This window comes from Segnochrobactrum spirostomi, assembly GCF_009600605.1.
GTDB lineage: Bacteria > Pseudomonadota > Alphaproteobacteria > Rhizobiales > Segnochrobactraceae > Segnochrobactrum > Segnochrobactrum spirostomi.
The window spans coordinates 2,927,473-2,944,994 of sequence record NZ_VWNA01000001.1; the positions used below are offsets into that span (position 1 = coordinate 2,927,473).

Consider the following 17,522-nt stretch of genomic DNA (forward strand, 5'->3'; position numbering starts at 1 on the left):
AAACGATGGCGACACCTTTGCGCGTCGCGGCGCTCGGCGAATGCATGGTCGAGATCGCCCGGCGGCCCGACGGCAGTGCGGCGCTGGGCTTCGGCGGCGACACGCTCAACACGGCCGTCTATCTCGCCCGCCTCGGCGTCGCCGTCGATTATGTGACGGCGCTCGGCGACGATCCCTTCAGCCACGACATGCTCGCCGCCTGGGCGCGGGAGGGCGTCGGCACGGGCCGTGTGCTGCAGGCGCCGGGCCGGGTCGCCGGGCTCTATGCGATCGTCACCGACGAGGCCGGCGAGCGGCGCTTCCTCTATTGGCGCAACGAAGCGCCTGCGCGCGATCTCTTCGCGCTACCCGGCTCGCCCGCCCTCGTCGAGGCGCTCGAAGATTACGACCTCCTCTATCTCTCGGGCATCAGCCTCGCGATCTGGGGTGCGGCGGGACGGGCCGCGCTCTACGCCCTCGCCGACCGGGTGCGCGCCCGCGGCGGGCGGGTCGCCTTCGATTCCAACTGGCGGCCCCGGCTCTGGGCGGATGCCGGCGAGGCGCGGGCAGCCTACGACGCCATGCTCGCCCGCACCGACATCGCCCTGCCGGGCCTCGGCGACGAGCGCGAGCTCTACGGCGACCGCGACGCCGAGGCGACGTTCGCCCGCATCGCCGGCCATGGCGTCCAAGAGATCGTGCTGAAGCTCGAAAAGCCCGGCTGCGTCGTCGCCGTCGGGGACACGCGCGTCGAGGTACCCGCGGAGCCGGTCGCGCAGGTCGTCGACACCACGGCGGCGGGGGACAGCTTCGCCGCCGGCTACCTCGCCGCGCGGCTGAACGGGGCGGCGCCGGAGGCCGCGGCCCGCGCCGGTCATCGCCTCGCCGCCGCGGTCGTGCAGCATCGCGGCGCGATCATTCCGCGCGAGGCGATGCCGTAATCGCCGCGCTCAGGCGCTGCGATAGGTCCAGACCCGGGCCGGCGGCACGTTGCGCAGGATCCACGGGCTCGGGCGCGTGGTGAAGCGGCCGGCCTCGGCCGGCACCGGCGGCACCAGCGCATACGAGAACTGAATGAAGGGCGCGCCGCGGACGAGCAGGTCGATGCAATCGTGCATCAGGCCGCGCCGGGCTTCGAGCGGGCGGGTGAAGAGCGGCAGGCTCGAGATCACGCTTGCGACGCTGCCGTTCGGCAGGTCGAGCGTCTTCTTCACGTGATAGGCGTCGCCCTGGACGACCTGGGCGCGCGGGAAGCGGCGGCGCAGCAGGTGGCAGAAATCGGCGCTGTATTCGATCATCACGATGCGGGATTCGTCGATGCCGCGGGCGATCAGCGCCTCGGTCATCACGCCCGTTCCGGGGCCGAGCTCGAGGATGATGCCGCCGCGCTCCGGCTCCGCCGCCGCCGCCATCGCCTTGGTGAGCGCCGGACCCGAGGGCGCCACCGCGCCGGTCGTCAGCGGGCTCGAGGCCCAATTGCGCAGAAAGCGCCCCTGATCGACGATCCGGCGGGTGATGCGGCGGGCGGTCGACATCGGCGGAGCTCTCCTCGCGGGCGCGGAACGGTCGCCATCAACGGGTGATCGGGGTGGCGAATCTGAGGCGACGCCAACAGATGGACCGGAAAGGCGACGTTGGGAAGACAATCCGAGGCGAGGACTTGCGTGATCCTCGCACGATGCTTGCCGCAAGAGCCGCCGGGTCTCACGCGGCGCGTCATGCCCCCGTCCTGCTCTGCCTCCAACACGTCATGCCCAGACGTCACCGCGTCATGCCCGGCTCGTCCGGGGTATCTCGGGTCCGCGCGAGATCGCCCGGACGAGCCGGGCGATGACGGAGAGGGGGAAGGGCTCACTGGCGCGTGTGTCCGCGGGGGCGGACATCAGCCGACGAAAAGGGCCCACGGAGGGGGCGAACGCACTCAGCCCTCCGACCCGCCGGCACCTCGCGGCGCCGCAGAGCCTCGTCAGCCGCCGAGGCCGTCGAAGAAGTCCTTCACCTTGGCGAAGAAGCCGTGCTCGTCCGGGTGGGTGTCGCCGGACGATTCGCGGCGGAATTCCTCGAGAAGCTCGCGCTGGCGGCGGGTCAGGTTGCGTGGGGTCTCGACCTGGACCTGGATGTACATGTCGCCGTGCTGGGCGGTGCGCATGACCGGCATGCCCTTGCCCTTGACGCGGAACTGCCGTCCCGTCTGGGTGCCTTCCGGCACGCGAACCGTGCTCTTGCCGCCGTCGATGGTCGGCACCTCGATGTCGCCGCCGAGCGCCGCCGTCGTCATCGCCACCGGCACCCGGCAATAGATGTCGGCGCCGTCGCGCTGGAAGAAATCGTGCGGCTTGATCGAGAGAAAGATGTAGAGGTCGCCCGGCGGGCCGCCGCGCATGCCCGCTTCGCCCTCGTCGCCGAGCCGGATCCGGGTGCCGTCCTCGATGCCGGCCGGAATGTTGACCGAGAGGGTGCGCTCGCGGGTGATGCGGCCGGAGCCGCCGCACTTGCCGCACGGATCGGCGATGGTCTCGCCGCGGCCCTGGCAGGTCGGGCAGGTGCGCTCCAGGGTGAAGAAGCCGCCCTGGGAGGTGCGCACGCGGCCGGAGCCGCCGCAGGTGCGGCAGGTGGTGGCGCTGGTGCCGGGCTTGGCGCCGCTGCCGGAGCAGACGTCGCAGGTGATCGGCGTCGGGATGCGAATCTCCACCGTGCGGCCCGCGAAGGCCTCGGTGAGGTCGATCTCGAGATTGTAGCGCAGGTCGGCGCCGCGCTCGCGGCCGCGTCCGCCGCCAGCCCCGCCGCGCCGGCCGCTCATGCCGAAGAATTCGTCGAAGATGTCCGACATCGCCGAGGCGAAGTCGTTGCCGAAGCCGGCGCCGCCACCCATGCCGCCCTGCTCGAAGGCCGCGTGGCCGAAGCGGTCGTAGGCCGCGCGGCGCTCCGGGTCCTTGAGGACGTCATAGGCTTCGTTGATTTCCTTGAAGCGAACCTCGGCCGTCGGGTCATCCGGATTGCGGTCCGGATGGCACTGCATGGCGAGCTTGCGGAAGGCGCTCTTCAGCGCCGCTTCGTTGGCGTCGCGTCCGACCCCGAGAACTTCGTAATAATCGCGCTTGGCCATGGTGACTTCAGGATCGGGCGCGGCGCCGGCGCCCGCCCGGCTGCCGGAGAAGCGATCCGGCGGCGCGGTGTCGATGCGGACGGGCAGGCATCATCGCCGGGACACGCTCCGGTAGAACTCGTTGATCTTTGGCCGTGGCGGCACATCCCTGCGGTCGCCGCACGGAAGCGCCCTCGGCCGGTGACTCGAACGCGGCGCTCCGCACTGTCCGCTGGCGGGCCCAACCCCGCCGGAGAAGCACACGGGCCTCAACGCAAACGTGCCGAAGCGCGGCGTCGTCGCGCTCCGGCACGGTCCTGTCGTCGGATCAGGCCGACTTCTTGCGGTCGTCGTCCTGAACTTCCTCGAAGTCGGCGTCGACCACGTCGTCCGCCTTCGGCTCGGCCGCCGCCTCGCCGCCCTGCTGCGAGGCGTACATCGCCTCGCCGAGCTTCATCGAAGCCTGGGCGAGCGCGTTGGTCTTCGCCTTGATGCCCTCGACGTCCTCGCCCTCGAGCGCGGTCTTGAGGTCGGCGAGCGCGGTCTCGATCACCGACTTGTCGGCGCCGGAGATCTTCGAGCCGTAATCGGCGAGCGACTTCTCGGTCGAGTGAACCAGGGCTTCGCCGTGGTTCTTCGCCTCGATCAGTTCGCGGCGCTGCTTGTCTTCGGCGGCGTGAGCCTCCGCGTCCTTCACCATCTTCTCGATGTCGGAATCGGACAGACCGCCCGACGCCTGGATGCGGATCTGCTGCTCCTTGCCGGTGCCCTTGTCCTTGGCCGAGACGTTGACGATGCCGTTCGCGTCGATGTCGAAGGTGACCTCGATCTGCGGCACGCCGCGCGGCGCCGGGGGCAGGCCGACCAGGTCGAACTGGCCGAGCATCTTGTTGTGGGCCGCGAGCTCGCGCTCGCCCTGGAACACGCGGATGGTGACCGCGGTCTGGTTGTCCTCGGCGGTCGAGAACACCTGGCCCTTCTTGGTCGGGATCGTCGTGTTGCGGTCGATCAGGCGGGTGAACACGCCGCCGAGCGTCTCGATGCCGAGCGACAACGGCGTCACGTCGAGCAAGAGCACGTCCTTGACGTCGCCCTGGAGCACGCCGGCCTGGATCGCGGCGCCGATGGCGACGACCTCGTCCGGGTTGACGCCCTTATGGGGCTCCTTGCCGAAGAACTGCTTCACGATCTCCTGGATCTTCGGCATGCGGGTCATGCCGCCGACCAGAACCACCTCGTCGATCTGACCGGCGGTGAGGCCGGCGTCCTTCAGCGCCGCGCGGCACGGCTCGACCGTCTTCTGGACCAGATCGTCCACCAGCGCTTCGAACTTGGCGCGGGTGAGCTTCAAGGTTAGATGCTTCGGTCCGCTCGCGTCGGCGGTGATGAAGGGCAGGTTGATGTCGGTCTGGGTCGCCGAGGACAGCTCGATCTTGGCCTTTTCGGCCGCTTCCTTCAGACGCTGGAGGGCGAGCTTGTCGCCGCGCAGGTCGATGCCCTGCTCGCGCTTGAACTCGTCGGCGAGATAGTTGACGAGCCGCATGTCGAAGTCCTCGCCGCCGAGGAACGTATCGCCATTGGTCGCCTTCACTTCGAACACGCCGTCGCCGATCTCCAGCACGGACACGTCGAAGGTGCCGCCGCCGAGGTCGTAGACGGCGATGGTCTTGGATTTCTCGGTCTTGTCGAGCCCGTAGGCGAGCGCGGCCGCGGTCGGCTCGTTGATGATGCGCAGAACCTCGAGGCCGGCGATCTTGCCAGCGTCCTTCGTGGCCTGACGCTGGGCGTCGTTGAAATAAGCCGGGACGGTGATCACCGCCTGGGTGACGCTCTGGCCGAGATAGGCCTCCGCGGTCTCCTTCATCTTCTGCAGGATGAAGGCGGAAATCTGCGAGGGCGAGTAGGTCTTGCCGTCGGCCTCGACCCACGCGTCGCCGTTGGAGCCCTTGACGATCTTGTAGGGCACCAGGTCCTTGTCCTTCGCCACCATCGGATCATCGAAGCGGCGGCCGATCAGGCGCTTCACCGCGAAGAAGGTCCGTTCCGGATTGGTGACCCCCTGGCGCTTCGCCGGCTGGCCCACCAGACGCTCGCCGTCGTCGGTGAAGGCGACCATCGAAGGCGTGGTGCGCGCGCCCTCGGCATTCTCGATGACTTTGGCCTGCTTGCCGTCCATGACCGCGACGCACGAATTGGTCGTGCCGAGGTCGATGCCGATGACCTTACCCATTATCTTCTCCTCCTGGCAGACCGGACGGACCCTCGGGGAGGCATCCGACCTGAAAAGCCGGGTTCATCCCGGCCGGTCCCCAAACCATTGGATTTCACGAGCTCTGAAGCGGTAGCGCCCGTGCTTCCGGCTATATAAGAGGGGGGCAAACAGGCCGCAAGCCGGCCCACGCCTTGCCGTCGCCGGAAAGACGCGGCGCAATCGGTGAAGGCTCGATCCCGCCGCCACGGTCGCATCGGCTCGCGGGGGATCAGCGTTAGGAAGCGTCCTGCCGCGCTCCGTCGGCGGCAGGTTTCTCGGGAGACACCGATGTCCGGGGCGACCCCGTCCGCCGTCGCACAACAGCGCCAGCCCGGCCCGCCGCCGGCGGCGCCACGCAGCCGCATGAAGCGGCGCGTCATCGTGCTCATGATCCTCGTCGCGATCATCGCGGTCGGCTGGACCACCTTCTGGTGGCAGGCGAGCCGGACGCTCGATTCGCTCGCCCAGGATTTCCTGGAAAATTCCGCGCGCAACGGCATAGCCGTGCGCTGCGAGCCGCGCTCGGTCGGCGGCTATCCGTTCCTGCTCGACATCAGCTGCGGCTCGTTCGCCCTCGTCTCGGACCGCGCGCCGACGATCGCGGCGGGGCGGCTGATCGCCGGTGCCCGGGTCTACGATCCGAACCGCGTCGTCGCCAATCTCGACGGCCCGCTCACCGTCGGCGACCCGGCCGCGCCGCTCGCGAGTCTCGTCTGGCAACGCGCCCAGATGAGCCTCAACCTGCAGGACGGCGCCGTCGCCCGCGGCGCCGTGTCGATCGACCATGCGGTGCTCAAGGCGGGGCCGGTTCCGGCGACGAACATCGATCTTCTCGAACTGCACGCCCGCCGCACCCCGACCACGGAAGGCGGCACCGATCTCGCCTGGACCGCGGCCGGCGTGCGCTTTCCGGCGAGTTCGCCGCTCGACGGCGCGCTTCTCGTCACCATCGAGGACGGCGGCGCGACGCTGCTCGGCGCGGGACTCGCGGTCCCGATCGAGGGCCTGCCGATCGACGTGACCGATTTCCATCTCGGCAACGGCGCGACCCTCATCAAGGCGGCCGGCTCGCTGCGGCTGCGCCCCGACGGGCTGATCGACGGCGATCTCAAGGCCACCGTGATCGATCCGGCCGGGCTGCCGTCGCTGTTTGCGCCCTTCTTGCCGCAGAACGGCGCGCTGGTGGCGGTCGCCGGCGCCATCTCCGCCTTCGGCCTGCCGTCTGAGGTTGACGGCAAGCCGGCCCGCACGCTGCCGATCCGCATCGCGGCGAGCCGGGTCTCGATCGGCATGCTGACGCTCGTGACGCTGCCGCCGATCCCGGTCGGGAACTGAGGGGCGTCAGCCGCCGGTCTGGGTCGCCGCGTTGAGGGCGCGGCGGCCGAAATCGGCCGCGCTGGTATCCTGACCGACGTCGATGATGCTGCGGCGGATCGCCCGGGTGCGGGTGAAGAGGTCGAACAGCGCGTCGCCGTCGCCCCAGCGGATCGCGCGCTGGAGGGCGGCGAGATCCTCCGAGAAGCGGCCGAGCACCTCGATCACCGCGTCCTTGTTGTTGAGGAAAATGTCCCGCCACATCGTCGGGTCGGACGCGGCGATACGGGTGAAGTCGCGGAAGCCGCCGGCCGAGAACTTGATGACCTCGGACTGCGTCACCTCTTCGAGATCGGCCGCGGTGCCCACGATGTTGTAGGCGATCAGGTGCGGCACGTGGCTCGTGATGGCGAGCACCAGATCGTGGTGCTCGGGCGTCATGGTCTCGACGTTGGCGCCGACCCGGGTCCAGAAGTCCCGCAGCGTCTCCACCGCGTCCGGCGCCGAGTCCGGCGTCGGCGTCAGGATGCACCAGCGGTTGTCGAAGAGTTCGACGAAGCCGGCATCCGGGCCCGAATGCTCGGTACCCGCGACCGGATGGGCCGGCACGAAGCGGCCGGCATCGGGCAGATGCGGCAGCATCTGGCGGACGATCGAGCCCTTCACCGAGCCGACGTCCGAGACGATGGCGGTCGGCTTCAAGGCCGGGCCGATCAACTCGGCGACGGCCCCGCACGCGCCGACCGGCACGCAGACGATGACGAGGTCGGCGTCGCGCACGATGCCGGCGAGATCGGTGCCGACGCGGGAGCCGAGGCCGAGGTCGGCGGCGCGCCGCACCACCGCCTCGCTCGCGTCGCCGAGGACGACGTCGGCCGCGATGCCGCGGGCGCGGGCGGCGCGGGCGATCGACGAGCCGATCAGGCCGATGCCGATCACGGCGAGGCGCTCGACCACAGGCGTCCGTCCGGGAGCCGCGGGAGCGTCGAAGAGAGGGGCGTTCAAAATCACGATGGTCCTCGCGAGGGGCGCGTCGCGCGCTCCCTCTCAATCCTTGCCGAGCAGGCGGGCAAACACGGCGAGGGTGGCGCGCAGGGCCTCCTCGCTACCGATGGTGATGCGCAGCGCGTTCGGCAGGAAATAGCTCTCCATCCGCCGCACGATGATGCGCGCGTCCTGAAGCGCCATGTCGGCGTCGATCGCGCGGCGGCCGTCCTCGTCGGGGAAATGGACGAGGACGAAGTTCGCCGCGCTCGGCGTCACGTCGAGACCGAGGGCGCGCAGTTCGTCCGTGAACCAGGGCAGCAGGGTCTCGTTGTGATCGACCGAACGCTCGACGTGACCGACATCGTCCATCGCCGCCGCCGCCGCCGCGATCGCCGGGCCGCTGACATTGAAGGGGCCGCGGATGCGGTGCAGCACCGAAACGATCTCCGCCGGCCCGTAGAGCCAGCCGATGCGCAGCGCGGCGAGGCCATGGATCTTGGAGAAGGTGCGGATCATCACCACGTTCGGCATCGTCGCGGCGAGCTCGAGGCCGGACGAATAATCGTTGCGGCGGACATATTCCGCATAGGCCGCGTCGATCACCAGGACGACGTCCTTCGGCAGGCCCTCGGCGAGGCGCTTCAGGTCGGCGAACGGGACGTAGGTGCCGGTCGGGTTGTTCGGGTTGGCGATGAAGACGAGGCGCGTGCGCGGGGTCACCGCGGCGAGGATCGCATCGACGTCGGCGGTGAGATCCTTCTCCTCGGTGAAGATCGGCTTGCCGCCGGCGGTCAGCGCGGCGATGGCGTAGATGTTGAAGCCGTGCCGGGTCTGGATCATCTCGTCGCCTTCGCTGAGGAAGGCGTGGCAGAGCAGCGCGATGAGCTCGTCGGAGCCGGCGCTGCAGACGATGCGCTCGGGATCGAGGCCGTAACGCCGGCCGATCGCCTCGCGCAGCTTGGTCGCGCCGGGATCGGGATAGAGGGCGAGGGTCTCGGCCGCCGCCTTCATCGCCTCGACTGCCGCCGGGCTCGGGCCGAGCGGGGATTCGTTCGAGGACAGCTTGTGCACCTTGCCCTCGCCCGTGACCGAGGACTTGCCCGGCACATAGGGCTTGATCTCCAGGATCGAGGCGCGCGCACGGGGCCGCGCGGACTGCGAAATGGGATCGAAACGCGTGGCGCTGAGGGGCGGTACGGAGGTCGTCATCGAGGGGCACCTTGCACTCGGCCGAGCGGGCGGACGAACCGCGTCGCCCGCGTGCGGCGCGGGCGCAACTCTTAAGGAACGCGCCCGCCGAAATCAAAGAAAACGTTGACAGCGGCCGACCACGCTCCTACGCGCATTCGTTCGGTCGGGACCGGCGCGGCCCACCTGCGGCGGCGCCGAGCGGCCGCGCCGCCGCCAGCCGGACGGCCATGAGTGTCAGGCACGATCCCCGATGACGTTCGAGCGAGACAAAGACCAGGCGGCGGACCTCCAGCGCCAGCGGGAGATCGACCATCCCTCGAGCGCCGTCGCGCTGTTCGGGACCGACGAGCCGTTGCATCTCGATGCCGGCACGGCGATCGCGCCGTGGCAGATCGCCTACCAGACCTACGGCACCCTCAACGCCGACAAGAGCAACGCGATCCTGCTCTGCCACGCGCTGACCGGCGACCAGCACGCCGCCAACGTCCACCCCGTCACCGGCAAGCCCGGCTGGTGGACGACGCTCGTCGGGCCCGGCCGTCCGGTCGATACCGACCGCTTCTTCGTGATCTGCGCCAACGTGCTCGGCGGCTGCATGGGCACCACCGGGCCGGCCTCGCTCAACCCGCAGACCGGCCGGGTCTACGGCCTCGACCTGCCGGTCGTCACCATCGCCGACATGGTGCGCTCCCAGGCCATGCTGGTCGACCGGCTCGGCATCGACACCCTGTTCGCGGTGGTCGGCGGCTCGATGGGCGGCATGCAGGTGCTGCAATGGGCGGCGAGCCGGCCGGAGCGCGTCTTCGCGGCGGTGCCGATCGCGACCGGCGCGCGGCATTCCTCGCAGAACATCGCCTTCCACGAGGTCGGCCGGCAGGCGATCATGGCCGATCCGGACTGGCGCTCGGGCCGCTATCTCGACGCCGGGACGCGGCCGAGCAAGGGCCTGTCGGTCGCGCGCATGGCGGCGCACATCACCTACATGTCCGAGCAGGCGCTGCACCGGAAGTTCGGCCGCAACCTTCAGGACCGGCCGACGCTGACCTTCGGCTTCGACGCGGATTTCCAGATCGAGAGCTATCTGCGCCACCAGGGGCTGAGCTTCGTCGACCGCTTCGACGCCAATTCCTATCTCTACGTGACCCGGGCGATGGATTATTTCGATCTGTCGGCTGACCACGACGGGGTGCTCGCGCGCGCCTTCCAGGGCACCAAGACGCGCTTCTGCGTGGTCTCCTTCACGAGCGACTGGCTGTTTCCGACCCGCGAGAGCCGCATTGTCGTCCATGCGCTCAATGCGGTCGCGGCGAACGTCTCGTTCGTCGAGGTCGAGACCGACCGCGGCCACGATTCCTTCCTGCTCGACGAGCCGGAACTGTTCCGCACCGTGCGCGGCTTCCTCTCCGGCGCGGCGCGAGCGCGCGGCATCGCCCCGCCGGGCGGCAGCGATTGAGGGGCGCGATGGCCAACCCGCATCTTCCCGAACCGCGCCTCGATCTGCGCCTCATCGCCGACCTCGTCGATCGAGGCTCGCGGGTGCTCGACGTCGGCTGCGGCGACGGCGCGCTGCTCGCCTTCCTGAACGGCGCCCGTGGCGTCGACGGGCGCGGGATCGAGATCTCCCAGGCCGGCGTCAACGAATGCGTCGCCCGCGGCCTCTCCGTCATCCAGGGCGACGCCGACACGGATCTCGCCGAATATCCGGACGATTCGTTCGACTACGTCATCCTGAGCCAAACCCTCCAGGCGACCCGCGAGCCGAAGCGGGTGCTCGAGCACCTGTTGCGCATCGGGCGGCGCGCGATCGTCTCGTTCCCCAATTTCGGGCACTGGCGGGTGCGGATGAGCCTCCTGTTCAAGGGGCGCATGCCGGTCACCGAGAATCTGCCCTATTCCTGGTACGACACGCCGAACATCCACTTCTGCACGATCCGCGACTTCGTCGCGACGACGCGGGAGATCGATGCGAAGGTCGAGCGGGCGGTTGCTCTCGACGCGGCGGGCAAGCCGATCCCGCTCAACGCCCCGTGGGCGTTCTGGAACATCTTCGGCGAACAGGCGGTGTTTCTGCTCAGACGGTGAGGCCGTCGGCCTCACTCCAAAACCGTCGTAGCATCGGACGGCTACGCGCACGGGTCAGACCCAGTGCGCGCACTTTGACGTGTGGCCGATGCCCGGGTTGAAGCTGTTGGTCGGGTCGAGCGCCCGATAATGGTTCACCAGCGCGGGCTTGGCATTGTAGAGATGGCCGACATTGTGCTCGGCCGGGTATTCGGCGCCGCGCGCGTCGAGAAGCGTCCACATCTCGTGCTCGACGGCCATCGTGTCGAAGCCCTTCTTCACAATGTAGTCCTGGTGGAAGACCTGGCAGAAGAAGTGGCCGTAATAAAGCCTATAGAGGATCTTGGCGTCCAGCGCGGCGGGTAGCCGCTCGCGCCAGTGCAATTCGTTGCGCGGCAAGGCGATGTCGAGGGCGACGATGTCCGCGACCTCGCGCTGATGGACGGCGCGATAGCGGATCGCCGCACCGGCGACGGAGAAGCGGAACAGAAGCGCCTTCACGCCCTCGTCGGGCGTGCACTCGAAATAGGCGCCGTCCTTGGAGGGGAAGATCTGCGCCAGATGGGTGCGCGCCTCGGCGATGCCGTCGCCGGCCATCTTCAGGATCAGATGATGCTCGAAGCGGGCGCGGTAGTCATAGAGCCGCTTCGGCAGATGGCGGGGAAACAGATCGGCCGCCGTCTGCATGATCCGATCGGACAAAGCGTGCGGCAGGAATTTGAACTGCGCGCAGAACGCGTCGAAACGGCCCTTCGCCGCGAACATCGCCGGCAGGCGGTCGGTGCCGAGATGCTGAATGGCGAGGAAGGTATCCTTGCCATACTTGTTTGCGATGTCGAACGCATCCCGGTGGATATATTCGGCCTCGACGGGCAGATCCTCGAACTTCTGCATGATGTGTCGACGCAGGTCGGTCAGCTCGTCGGGATTGTTGGTGCCGATATAGAAGACGACGCTCTTGTCCTCAGCCGGGAAGGTGTCGAGCCGCACCGCCAGCAGCATCACCTTGCCGGCGCTGCCGGAGGCCTCGAACAGGCGCTTCGGATCGGCGTTGAAGCGGGCCGGGGTGGGCGCCGTGATGTCGCGGACATAATCGTGGTAATCGGGATCGGAGGCGTGGCGATCCGGATCGTCGCGGACGTCGGACGGCTTGAAGTCGCCGTCCTCGATCCGCCGCAGGATGGTCTCGGGCCCTTCGCCGACCTCGATGCCGAGATGATTGACGAGACGGACCTGGCCGCTTTCGTCGATCTGCGCATAGAGCGCCAACTGGGTGTAGGCGGGGCCGCGATGGATCAGCGCGCCGCCGGAATTGTTGCAGATGCCGCCGAACACCGAGGCGCCGATGCAAGACGAGCCGATCACCGAATGCGGCTCGCGGTTGAGCGGCTTCAGGGTCTTCTCGAGCTGGAACAGGGTCGCGCCGGGCAGGCAGACGACCTGCTCGCCGTTCTTGATGACGTGGATCTTGGCGATGCGCATCGTGCTGACGAGCACGATGTCGCGGTCGTAGGTGGCGCCGTCGGGGGTCGAACCGCCGGTCAGGCCGGTGTTGGCGGCCTGCATGATGACGATCTTGCCGGCGCGGGCGCAGAGATTGAGCACGCGCCACATCTCGACGAGCGATCCGGGGCGCACCACGGCGAACACCGGGCCTTCGCCGAACCGGAACCCCTTGCGGAACCGGCGGGTCGCGCTGTCTCCGGTGAGGACGTTCCGCGCGCCGATGGCGCCTCGCAGTTGCCCCAGCAAGTCGGCGGGCGCCTGGGTCACGCGATCGGATCGGCCGGAAAGTTGTTCAGCAATCGCAGGCATATCGATCCCCCGTGCGCGTCGTGGCCCTCGAATTCAGGTCGCGCGCCGCAGAGGATAGAACCGGTGTGATGTCTCCGAAATGAAACTTTATAGTTGCAGGGCGTTTTGTTGGGCTCGGAGACAGGTTTAGCCCAGGCGACGCAGCCGCGGCAGGGCTATCGCTGATCACGCGCTTTGGACGGCTGCGTCCTTCTCACCTTGCGAAGAGCCGTCCTGAAGCGGGGTGCGAGCACTCTACCCCCGGATATTCGATAGCTAACGCGCACTCTGTAGCTAACGCGCCCTCGGTCAGTGCGAGCCGATCGTCTCGGCGTCGATCGTCCGTCCCGCGGACGGCGCCGTCGGATCGGGCAGCATGCGCAGCGCCGGCTGGGTCGCGGGCTGGAGCACCGGCATCAGCCGGCGAACGCGGGCGCGCTTGCCGCCGCTCTGGGCGGGTTGCCAATAGCGCTTTTCCGCCTCGACTAGCACGACGCCTGCGAAGGCGCCCGGCAGGCGGCGGCCCATGCGTTCCCAGGCGCGGGCCGAGCCGAGAATGATGCGCCGGCTCGTCGGCGGCACGAACAAGGCCTCGCCGGCGGCGACGGGGGTGAACATCGTCTCGGCAAACATGCGTTCGAGCTGGCTGCGGCTGTAGGGGCGCCCGGTTCCGAACGGCGTCGCCTCGGCGCGGGTCCAAAGGCCGAGCCGGTTCGGCACGACGACGAGCAGGCGCCCACCGGGCGAGAGCACTCGCCAGATTTCGCGCAGCATCTTCTCGGGAGCGTCGGTGTTTTCGAGGCCATGGACGACGAGCATCCGCTCGATCGAATGATCGGGCAGGGGCAGCGCGTCCTCCTCGACGAGGGTGGCGCGGTTCGGTCCGTCGGTCGGCCAGCGCGTCACCCCCATGCGCGCCGGCATGAAGGCGCCGACCCGCTCGGCCTCGCCGACATAGGGGCCGCAATAGGGGGCGGCATAGCCGAGGCCGATCAGCCGTTCGCCCTTGAGGTCCGGCCAGAGCCGGCGGATGCGCGCCCCCACGAACTGGCGAGCGACCCGGCCGAGCGGCGTTTCGTAGAACGCCATCAGCTCCGCGACATCGAGGCTCATCGGCCGTCAGATCCTCCGGGAATACGGCGCGGCAGGGGGAGGCCGCGTTTGTGCGTCGCCCTGAACTTGGCGACTTCTTGCGGCGAATGCCAGAGGCGCGGGGCCGTTTTGCAATGTCCGGGGCTTCGATGGCGACCGGCGCCGGTGCGTGCGCCCGATTGCACGGGCACCCCGGACGCCCCCCGTTGCCGCCTGTGCCGACGCGACCGCTTGCAGCGTCCCCTTGCACCGGCTCGTCGGTTGGGGCAATGGGATCGCGGTCCCCGCCCGGAGCGCATCATGGCCCATCTCTCCCCGTTCGCGCCGACGACGTTCCCCGAGCTGCCGCCGATCGACGGCATGCGCTTCGCCACCGCCGAAGCCGGTATCAAATACAAGAACCGCACCGACGTGCTGTTCGCCGTGTTCGATCCCGGCACCACCGTCGCCGGGGTGTTCACCCGGTCGAAGTGCCCGTCGGCCCCGGTTGAATGGTGCCGTGAGCAGCTCATCGCCGGCGGCGGCCGCGCCCGCGCGCTCCTCGTGAATTCGGGCAACGCCAACGCCTTCACCGGTCTCAAGGGTCGCGAGACCGTGCGCCTGTCGGCCGAAGCCGCCGCGAAGGCGGCCGGCTGCGCGCCCTCCGAGGTGTTCCTCGCCTCGACCGGCGTGATCGGCGAGCCGCTCGATCCGCAGAAATTCGCCGCCGTGCTCGGCGACACCGCGGCCCGCGTCGCCCCGGGCCCGTGGCTCGACGCCGCCCGCGCGATCATGACGACCGACACCTTCCCGAAGGTCGCGACCCGCACGGTGAAGATCGAGGGCGTGCCGGTCACCATCAACGGCATGGCGAAGGGCGCCGGCATGATCGCCCCGGACATGGCGACCATGCTCTCCTTCATCGCCACCGACGCGCCGATCGCGGCACCGGTGCTCCAGGGGCTGATCTCGAAGGGGGCCGACAAGAGCTTCAACTGCGTCACTATCGACAGCGACACCTCGACCAGCGACACGCTGATCCTGTTCGCGACCGGCAAGGCGGCGATCGCGCCGATCGAGAGCCCAACGGATCGCCGTCTCGGCGCCTTCCGCCGCGCCCTCGAATCCCTGCTCATCGACCTCGCCCATCAGGTCGGCAAGGACGGCGAGGGGCTGACCAAGTTCGTCTCCATCACCGTCGAGGGCGCCACCTCGCCCCGCTCGGCCAAGAAGATCGCGCTCTCGATCGCCAATTCGCCGCTGGTGAAGACGGCGATCGCCGGCGAGGACGCCAATTGGGGCCGCGTCGTCATGGCGGTCGGCAAGGCCGGTGAGCCGGCCGAGCGCGACCGGCTGGCGATCTGGTTCGGGGACGTGCGCGTCGCCGTCGCCGGCGCCCGCGATCCCGATTATTCCGAGGCCGCCGCGAGCGCCGCGATGAAGCAGGCGGAAATCGCCGTGAAGGTCGACCTCGGCCTCGGCCGCGGCAAGGCGACGGTGTGGACCTGCGACCTCACCAAGGAATATGTCGCGATCAACGGCGACTACCGGAGCTGATGGACCGGCCCCCGCAGCCCGCCGCCCCGATCGACCCGGCTCCGACGGAGGCGGCGTTCGTCGCGCGTCTCGAAGACGCGACGATCAACGCCTTTCCCTCGACGCACCTCACACTCGACCGGCGCTGGCTGTCGCGGCTGACGCCGGGCCATGACGCCAAGCGGATCAACTCGTTCTGCGTGCTCGATGCGGGCGACGACGCCGACCTCGAGGCGCGGCTCGAGCGCATCGTCGCAGATTGCGCGCGGCTCGGCGCCGTGCCGACGCTGCGGCGGACGCCGCTGACGCCGCCGGCCCTCGATGCTCTTCTCGACCGGCTCGGCTGGAGCCGCTTCGACGAGACGGCGGTGATGCGAGCGGACCTGATGATGCCCCACGTCGCCATCGAGGCGCCGACCCATGCGCTGGAGATCCTCCGCGCGACGGGCGCCGAGCGCGGCGCCTGGGCGGACATTCTGGTCGAGCTCGGCGGCGAGCACGCGGAGAACCGCGATCTCCTCGCCGCCATTCTCGCGCGGATCGTGCCCGAGGCGGTGCTGGCGGTCGCCCAGGTCGACGGCGCGCCGGTCGCCGCCGCCCTCGTGGTGCGCGACGGCGATCTCGTCGGCCTGTTCGAGGTGGTGACCCACGCGGAGGTGCGCGGACAGGGCTTCGGCGCCGCCCTCATCGCCGGCATCCTGGGCTTTGGACGCGCCACCGGCGCCCGCCACGCCTGGCTCCAGGTCAAGGCGGTCAACCCGGCGGTCCGGCTCTATCGACGCCTCGGCTTCGTCGAGGCCTACCCTTACTTCTATCGCCGGCCCGGCGCGGCCTGATCGGCCGCGCGGTCTCTCGAGAAGGATCGCCATGACGCGTCTCGTGCTCGTCGCCGCCTGCGCGCTCATCGACGCCGATCGGCGTGTGCTGGTGTCCCAGCGTCCCGAGGGTAAGGCGCTGGCGGGGCTTTGGGAATTTCCCGGCGGCAAGGTCGAGGCGGGCGAGCGGCCGGAGGAATGCCTGATCCGCGAGCTCGACGAGGAGCTCGGACTGACCGTGAAGCCGGCCTGCTTAGCGCCCTTCACCTTCGCGAGCCACGCCTACGACGACTTCCACCTCCTGATGCCGCTTTATGTCTGCCGACGCTGGGAGGGCATCCCGGTCGGCCGCGAAGGTCAGGCGCTGAAGTGGCTGCCGGCGCCGAAGCTGCGCGAGGTCCCGATGCCGCCGGCCGACGAGCCGCTCGTCGCGCACCTCATCGATCTGTTGCGCTGACGACTACGCGCTCACACCCGCGCGTGGCGGCGTTGTTGAGGCCCGGCAGGCCCGCGAAACCGCCTGTTCCTATGCTTTTCCGATACGGAACGAAGACGACACCCATCGATTTGAAACGAGGGTTCGTGCTTTGCCATGTCTTGCCCGATGCGGGCACGGGAAGTGGCGGCGCAAGGAACGGCGGCCATGGGTTTCGCCAGCACTCTTCGACATCACTCGCGCCGGAGCGACCGGCTGTTGCGGCGGATGCCGATCGAATATTTCGAGATCGGGCCTTATGTGCCGGAGCCCGAGACCATCGGCTTTCTCGGGGACGAGCCGATCGCCGCGCGCGTCCATGATCTCAACGGCCACGTCTTCGAGTTCGCCGGCGTGCTCGCCGACGGCCCGGTGACGAGACAGGTCGAAAGCCTCGCGCCGGGCGAGTTCCTGATCGGCCGCAGGATGATCTACCGCCAGCGCCGCTGATCGCGCCCCCCGCTATCACGAGACCCGATGCCGCGTCCGGCGAGGCGCCCGCGGCATCCGTCGGCAGGGTGGAGGGACGCGCGGTCCGCACGGCCATGCCCAGGCACGGCGGTCCCTTGCCTCGCGTGCGCCTCTCCACCCTCGCTGCCCGCGATTTGGCCCGCTCACAGGCCGAGCATCACCCGCCCGCCGTCGAGGCGAACCGGATAGGAGACGAGGTTGACGCAGACCGGCGCGCCCTTGGCTTGGCCGGTGCGCACGTCGAAGCGGCCGTTGTGCTTGGGGCATTCGATCAGCGTGCCGCTGACGAAGCCGTCCGCGAGGTGGACCTGCTCGTGGGTGCACAGGCCGTCCGTCGCATAATAGGCGTCGCCGTCGAGGCGGTAGATCGCGAAGGTGCGGCCTTCGTGATCGAACCGGATCACGTCCTCCTCTTCGATGTCGTCGGCGGCGCAGGCATCGATCCAGCGGGTGGCGACGATGGTCATAGGCAACAAACTCCCTCTCGGCCGC

General features: G+C 69.2%; 16 protein-coding genes. 8 read left to right on the forward strand and 8 right to left on the reverse strand.

Features of this window, described 5'->3' with window-relative positions:
• Nucleotides 1-5 precede the first annotated feature (5 nt).
• The gene (locus tag F0357_RS13160; protein ID WP_153482418.1) at nt 6-920 is read left to right on the forward strand and encodes a sugar kinase; all 915 of its coding nucleotides are present in this window, start codon (nt 6-8) and stop codon (nt 918-920) included.
• 9 nt (nt 921-929) lie between these two features.
• Here the strand turns inward: F0357_RS13160 and F0357_RS13165 are convergent, their stop codons facing one another.
• The 3 genes from F0357_RS13165 to dnaK all read right to left on the reverse strand — a co-directional run bounded on the left by F0357_RS13165 (nt 930) and on the right by dnaK (nt 5,294).
• Nucleotides 930-1,514 (reverse strand): class I SAM-dependent methyltransferase, encoded by a 585-nt coding sequence (locus tag F0357_RS13165; protein ID WP_153482420.1) that lies wholly within the window; start codon nt 1,512-1,514, stop codon nt 930-932.
• Between the two features lie 431 nt (nt 1,515-1,945).
• Entirely contained in the window at nt 1,946-3,085 is a 1,140-nt protein-coding gene (gene dnaJ / locus F0357_RS13170) for a molecular chaperone DnaJ (protein ID WP_153482428.1), read from the reverse strand.
• A gap of 307 nt (nt 3,086-3,392) precedes the next feature.
• Nucleotides 3,393-5,294: a molecular chaperone DnaK gene (gene dnaK, locus F0357_RS13175; protein ID WP_153482434.1), complete on the reverse strand. Its 1,902-nt coding sequence runs from the start codon at nt 5,292-5,294 to the stop codon at nt 3,393-3,395.
• Nucleotides 5,295-5,603: 309 nt separating this feature from the next.
• Between dnaK and F0357_RS13180 the strand changes: the two genes are divergently transcribed.
• Nucleotides 5,604-6,650 (forward strand): DUF2125 domain-containing protein, encoded by a 1,047-nt coding sequence (locus F0357_RS13180; protein WP_153482435.1) that lies wholly within the window; start codon nt 5,604-5,606, stop codon nt 6,648-6,650.
• 6 nt (nt 6,651-6,656) lie between these two features.
• On the opposite strand, the gene F0357_RS13185 is transcribed toward F0357_RS13180, so the two are convergent.
• Nucleotides 6,657-7,586 (reverse strand): prephenate/arogenate dehydrogenase family protein, encoded by a 930-nt coding sequence (locus F0357_RS13185; protein WP_312861581.1) that lies wholly within the window; start codon nt 7,584-7,586, stop codon nt 6,657-6,659.
• Nucleotides 7,587-7,676: 90 nt separating this feature from the next.
• Entirely contained in the window at nt 7,677-8,825 is a 1,149-nt protein-coding gene (hisC, locus tag F0357_RS13190; RefSeq protein ID WP_153482437.1) for a histidinol-phosphate transaminase, read from the reverse strand.
• Nucleotides 8,826-9,057: 232 nt separating this feature from the next.
• Here hisC and metX point away from each other — a divergent pair, with 232 nt between their 5' ends.
• Complete coding sequence (metX, locus tag F0357_RS13195; protein WP_153482438.1) at nt 9,058-10,260, forward strand: homoserine O-acetyltransferase MetX; 1,203 nt, start codon at nt 9,058-9,060, stop codon at nt 10,258-10,260.
• An 8-nt stretch (nt 10,261-10,268) separates the two neighbouring features.
• Nucleotides 10,269-10,889, forward strand: coding sequence for a methionine biosynthesis protein MetW (gene metW, locus F0357_RS13200; protein ID WP_153482439.1), 621 nt, complete (start codon nt 10,269-10,271; stop codon nt 10,887-10,889).
• 54 nt (nt 10,890-10,943) lie between these two features.
• Here metW and dld read toward each other — a convergent pair whose 3' ends face one another.
• Both dld and F0357_RS13210 read right to left on the reverse strand, forming a co-directional pair.
• Nucleotides 10,944-12,683, reverse strand: a complete 1,740-nt coding sequence (gene dld, locus F0357_RS13205; RefSeq protein WP_153482440.1) for a D-lactate dehydrogenase — start codon at nt 12,681-12,683, stop codon at nt 10,944-10,946.
• A 288-nt stretch (nt 12,684-12,971) separates the two neighbouring features.
• Nucleotides 12,972-13,775: a class I SAM-dependent methyltransferase gene (locus tag F0357_RS13210; RefSeq protein WP_153482444.1), complete on the reverse strand. Its 804-nt coding sequence runs from the start codon at nt 13,773-13,775 to the stop codon at nt 12,972-12,974.
• Between the two features lie 276 nt (nt 13,776-14,051).
• Between F0357_RS13210 and argJ the strand changes: the two genes are divergently transcribed.
• The 4 genes from argJ to F0357_RS13230 all read left to right on the forward strand — a co-directional run bounded on the left by argJ (nt 14,052) and on the right by F0357_RS13230 (nt 17,009).
• Complete coding sequence (gene argJ / locus F0357_RS13215; RefSeq protein ID WP_312861710.1) at nt 14,052-15,290, forward strand: bifunctional glutamate N-acetyltransferase/amino-acid acetyltransferase ArgJ; 1,239 nt, start codon at nt 14,052-14,054, stop codon at nt 15,288-15,290.
• Nucleotides 15,290-16,105 (forward strand): GNAT family N-acetyltransferase, encoded by an 816-nt coding sequence (locus tag F0357_RS13220; protein ID WP_153482450.1) that lies wholly within the window; start codon nt 15,290-15,292, stop codon nt 16,103-16,105. The genes argJ and F0357_RS13220 overlap by 1 nt, the downstream gene beginning before the upstream one ends.
• A 31-nt stretch (nt 16,106-16,136) precedes the next feature.
• A complete protein-coding gene (locus F0357_RS13225) occupies nt 16,137-16,541 on the forward strand; it encodes a (deoxy)nucleoside triphosphate pyrophosphohydrolase (RefSeq protein WP_153482452.1) in 405 nt (134 codons plus the stop codon).
• 186 nt (nt 16,542-16,727) lie between these two features.
• A complete protein-coding gene (locus tag F0357_RS13230; protein WP_153482454.1) occupies nt 16,728-17,009 on the forward strand; it encodes a hypothetical protein in 282 nt (93 codons plus the stop codon).
• A 164-nt stretch (nt 17,010-17,173) separates the two neighbouring features.
• Here F0357_RS13230 and F0357_RS13235 read toward each other — a convergent pair whose 3' ends face one another.
• Entirely contained in the window at nt 17,174-17,497 is a 324-nt protein-coding gene (locus tag F0357_RS13235) for a MocE family 2Fe-2S type ferredoxin (RefSeq protein WP_153482456.1), read from the reverse strand.
• Nucleotides 17,498-17,522 lie beyond the last annotated feature (25 nt).

What these genes read in the sequence shown, in the direction of transcription:
- hisC (WP_153482437.1), bottom strand. Translation starts at nt 8,825, where the DNA reads ATGACGACCTCCGTACCGCCCCTCAGCGCCACGCGTTTCGATCCCATT.
- F0357_RS13235 (WP_153482456.1), bottom strand. Translation starts at nt 17,497, where the DNA reads ATGACCATCGTCGCCACCCGCTGGATCGATGCCTGCGCCGCCGACGAC.
- F0357_RS13160 (WP_153482418.1), top strand. Translation starts at nt 6, where the DNA reads ATGGCGACACCTTTGCGCGTCGCGGCGCTCGGCGAATGCATGGTCGAG.
- F0357_RS13225 (WP_153482452.1), top strand. Translation starts at nt 16,137, where the DNA reads ATGACGCGTCTCGTGCTCGTCGCCGCCTGCGCGCTCATCGACGCCGAT.
- dld (WP_153482440.1), bottom strand. Translation starts at nt 12,683, where the DNA reads ATGCCTGCGATTGCTGAACAACTTTCCGGCCGATCCGATCGCGTGACC.
- F0357_RS13165 (WP_153482420.1), bottom strand. Translation starts at nt 1,514, where the DNA reads ATGTCGACCGCCCGCCGCATCACCCGCCGGATCGTCGATCAGGGGCGC.
- F0357_RS13180 (WP_153482435.1), top strand. Translation starts at nt 5,604, where the DNA reads ATGTCCGGGGCGACCCCGTCCGCCGTCGCACAACAGCGCCAGCCCGGC.
- F0357_RS13230 (WP_153482454.1), top strand. Translation starts at nt 16,728, where the DNA reads ATGGGTTTCGCCAGCACTCTTCGACATCACTCGCGCCGGAGCGACCGG.
- dnaK (WP_153482434.1), bottom strand. Translation starts at nt 5,294, where the DNA reads ATGGGTAAGGTCATCGGCATCGACCTCGGCACGACCAATTCGTGCGTC.
- metX (WP_153482438.1), top strand. Translation starts at nt 9,058, where the DNA reads ATGACGTTCGAGCGAGACAAAGACCAGGCGGCGGACCTCCAGCGCCAG.
- dnaJ (WP_153482428.1), bottom strand. Translation starts at nt 3,085, where the DNA reads ATGGCCAAGCGCGATTATTACGAAGTTCTCGGGGTCGGACGCGACGCC.
- metW (WP_153482439.1), top strand. Translation starts at nt 10,269, where the DNA reads ATGGCCAACCCGCATCTTCCCGAACCGCGCCTCGATCTGCGCCTCATC.
- F0357_RS13210 (WP_153482444.1), bottom strand. Translation starts at nt 13,775, where the DNA reads ATGAGCCTCGATGTCGCGGAGCTGATGGCGTTCTACGAAACGCCGCTC.
- F0357_RS13220 (WP_153482450.1), top strand. Translation starts at nt 15,290, where the DNA reads ATGGACCGGCCCCCGCAGCCCGCCGCCCCGATCGACCCGGCTCCGACG.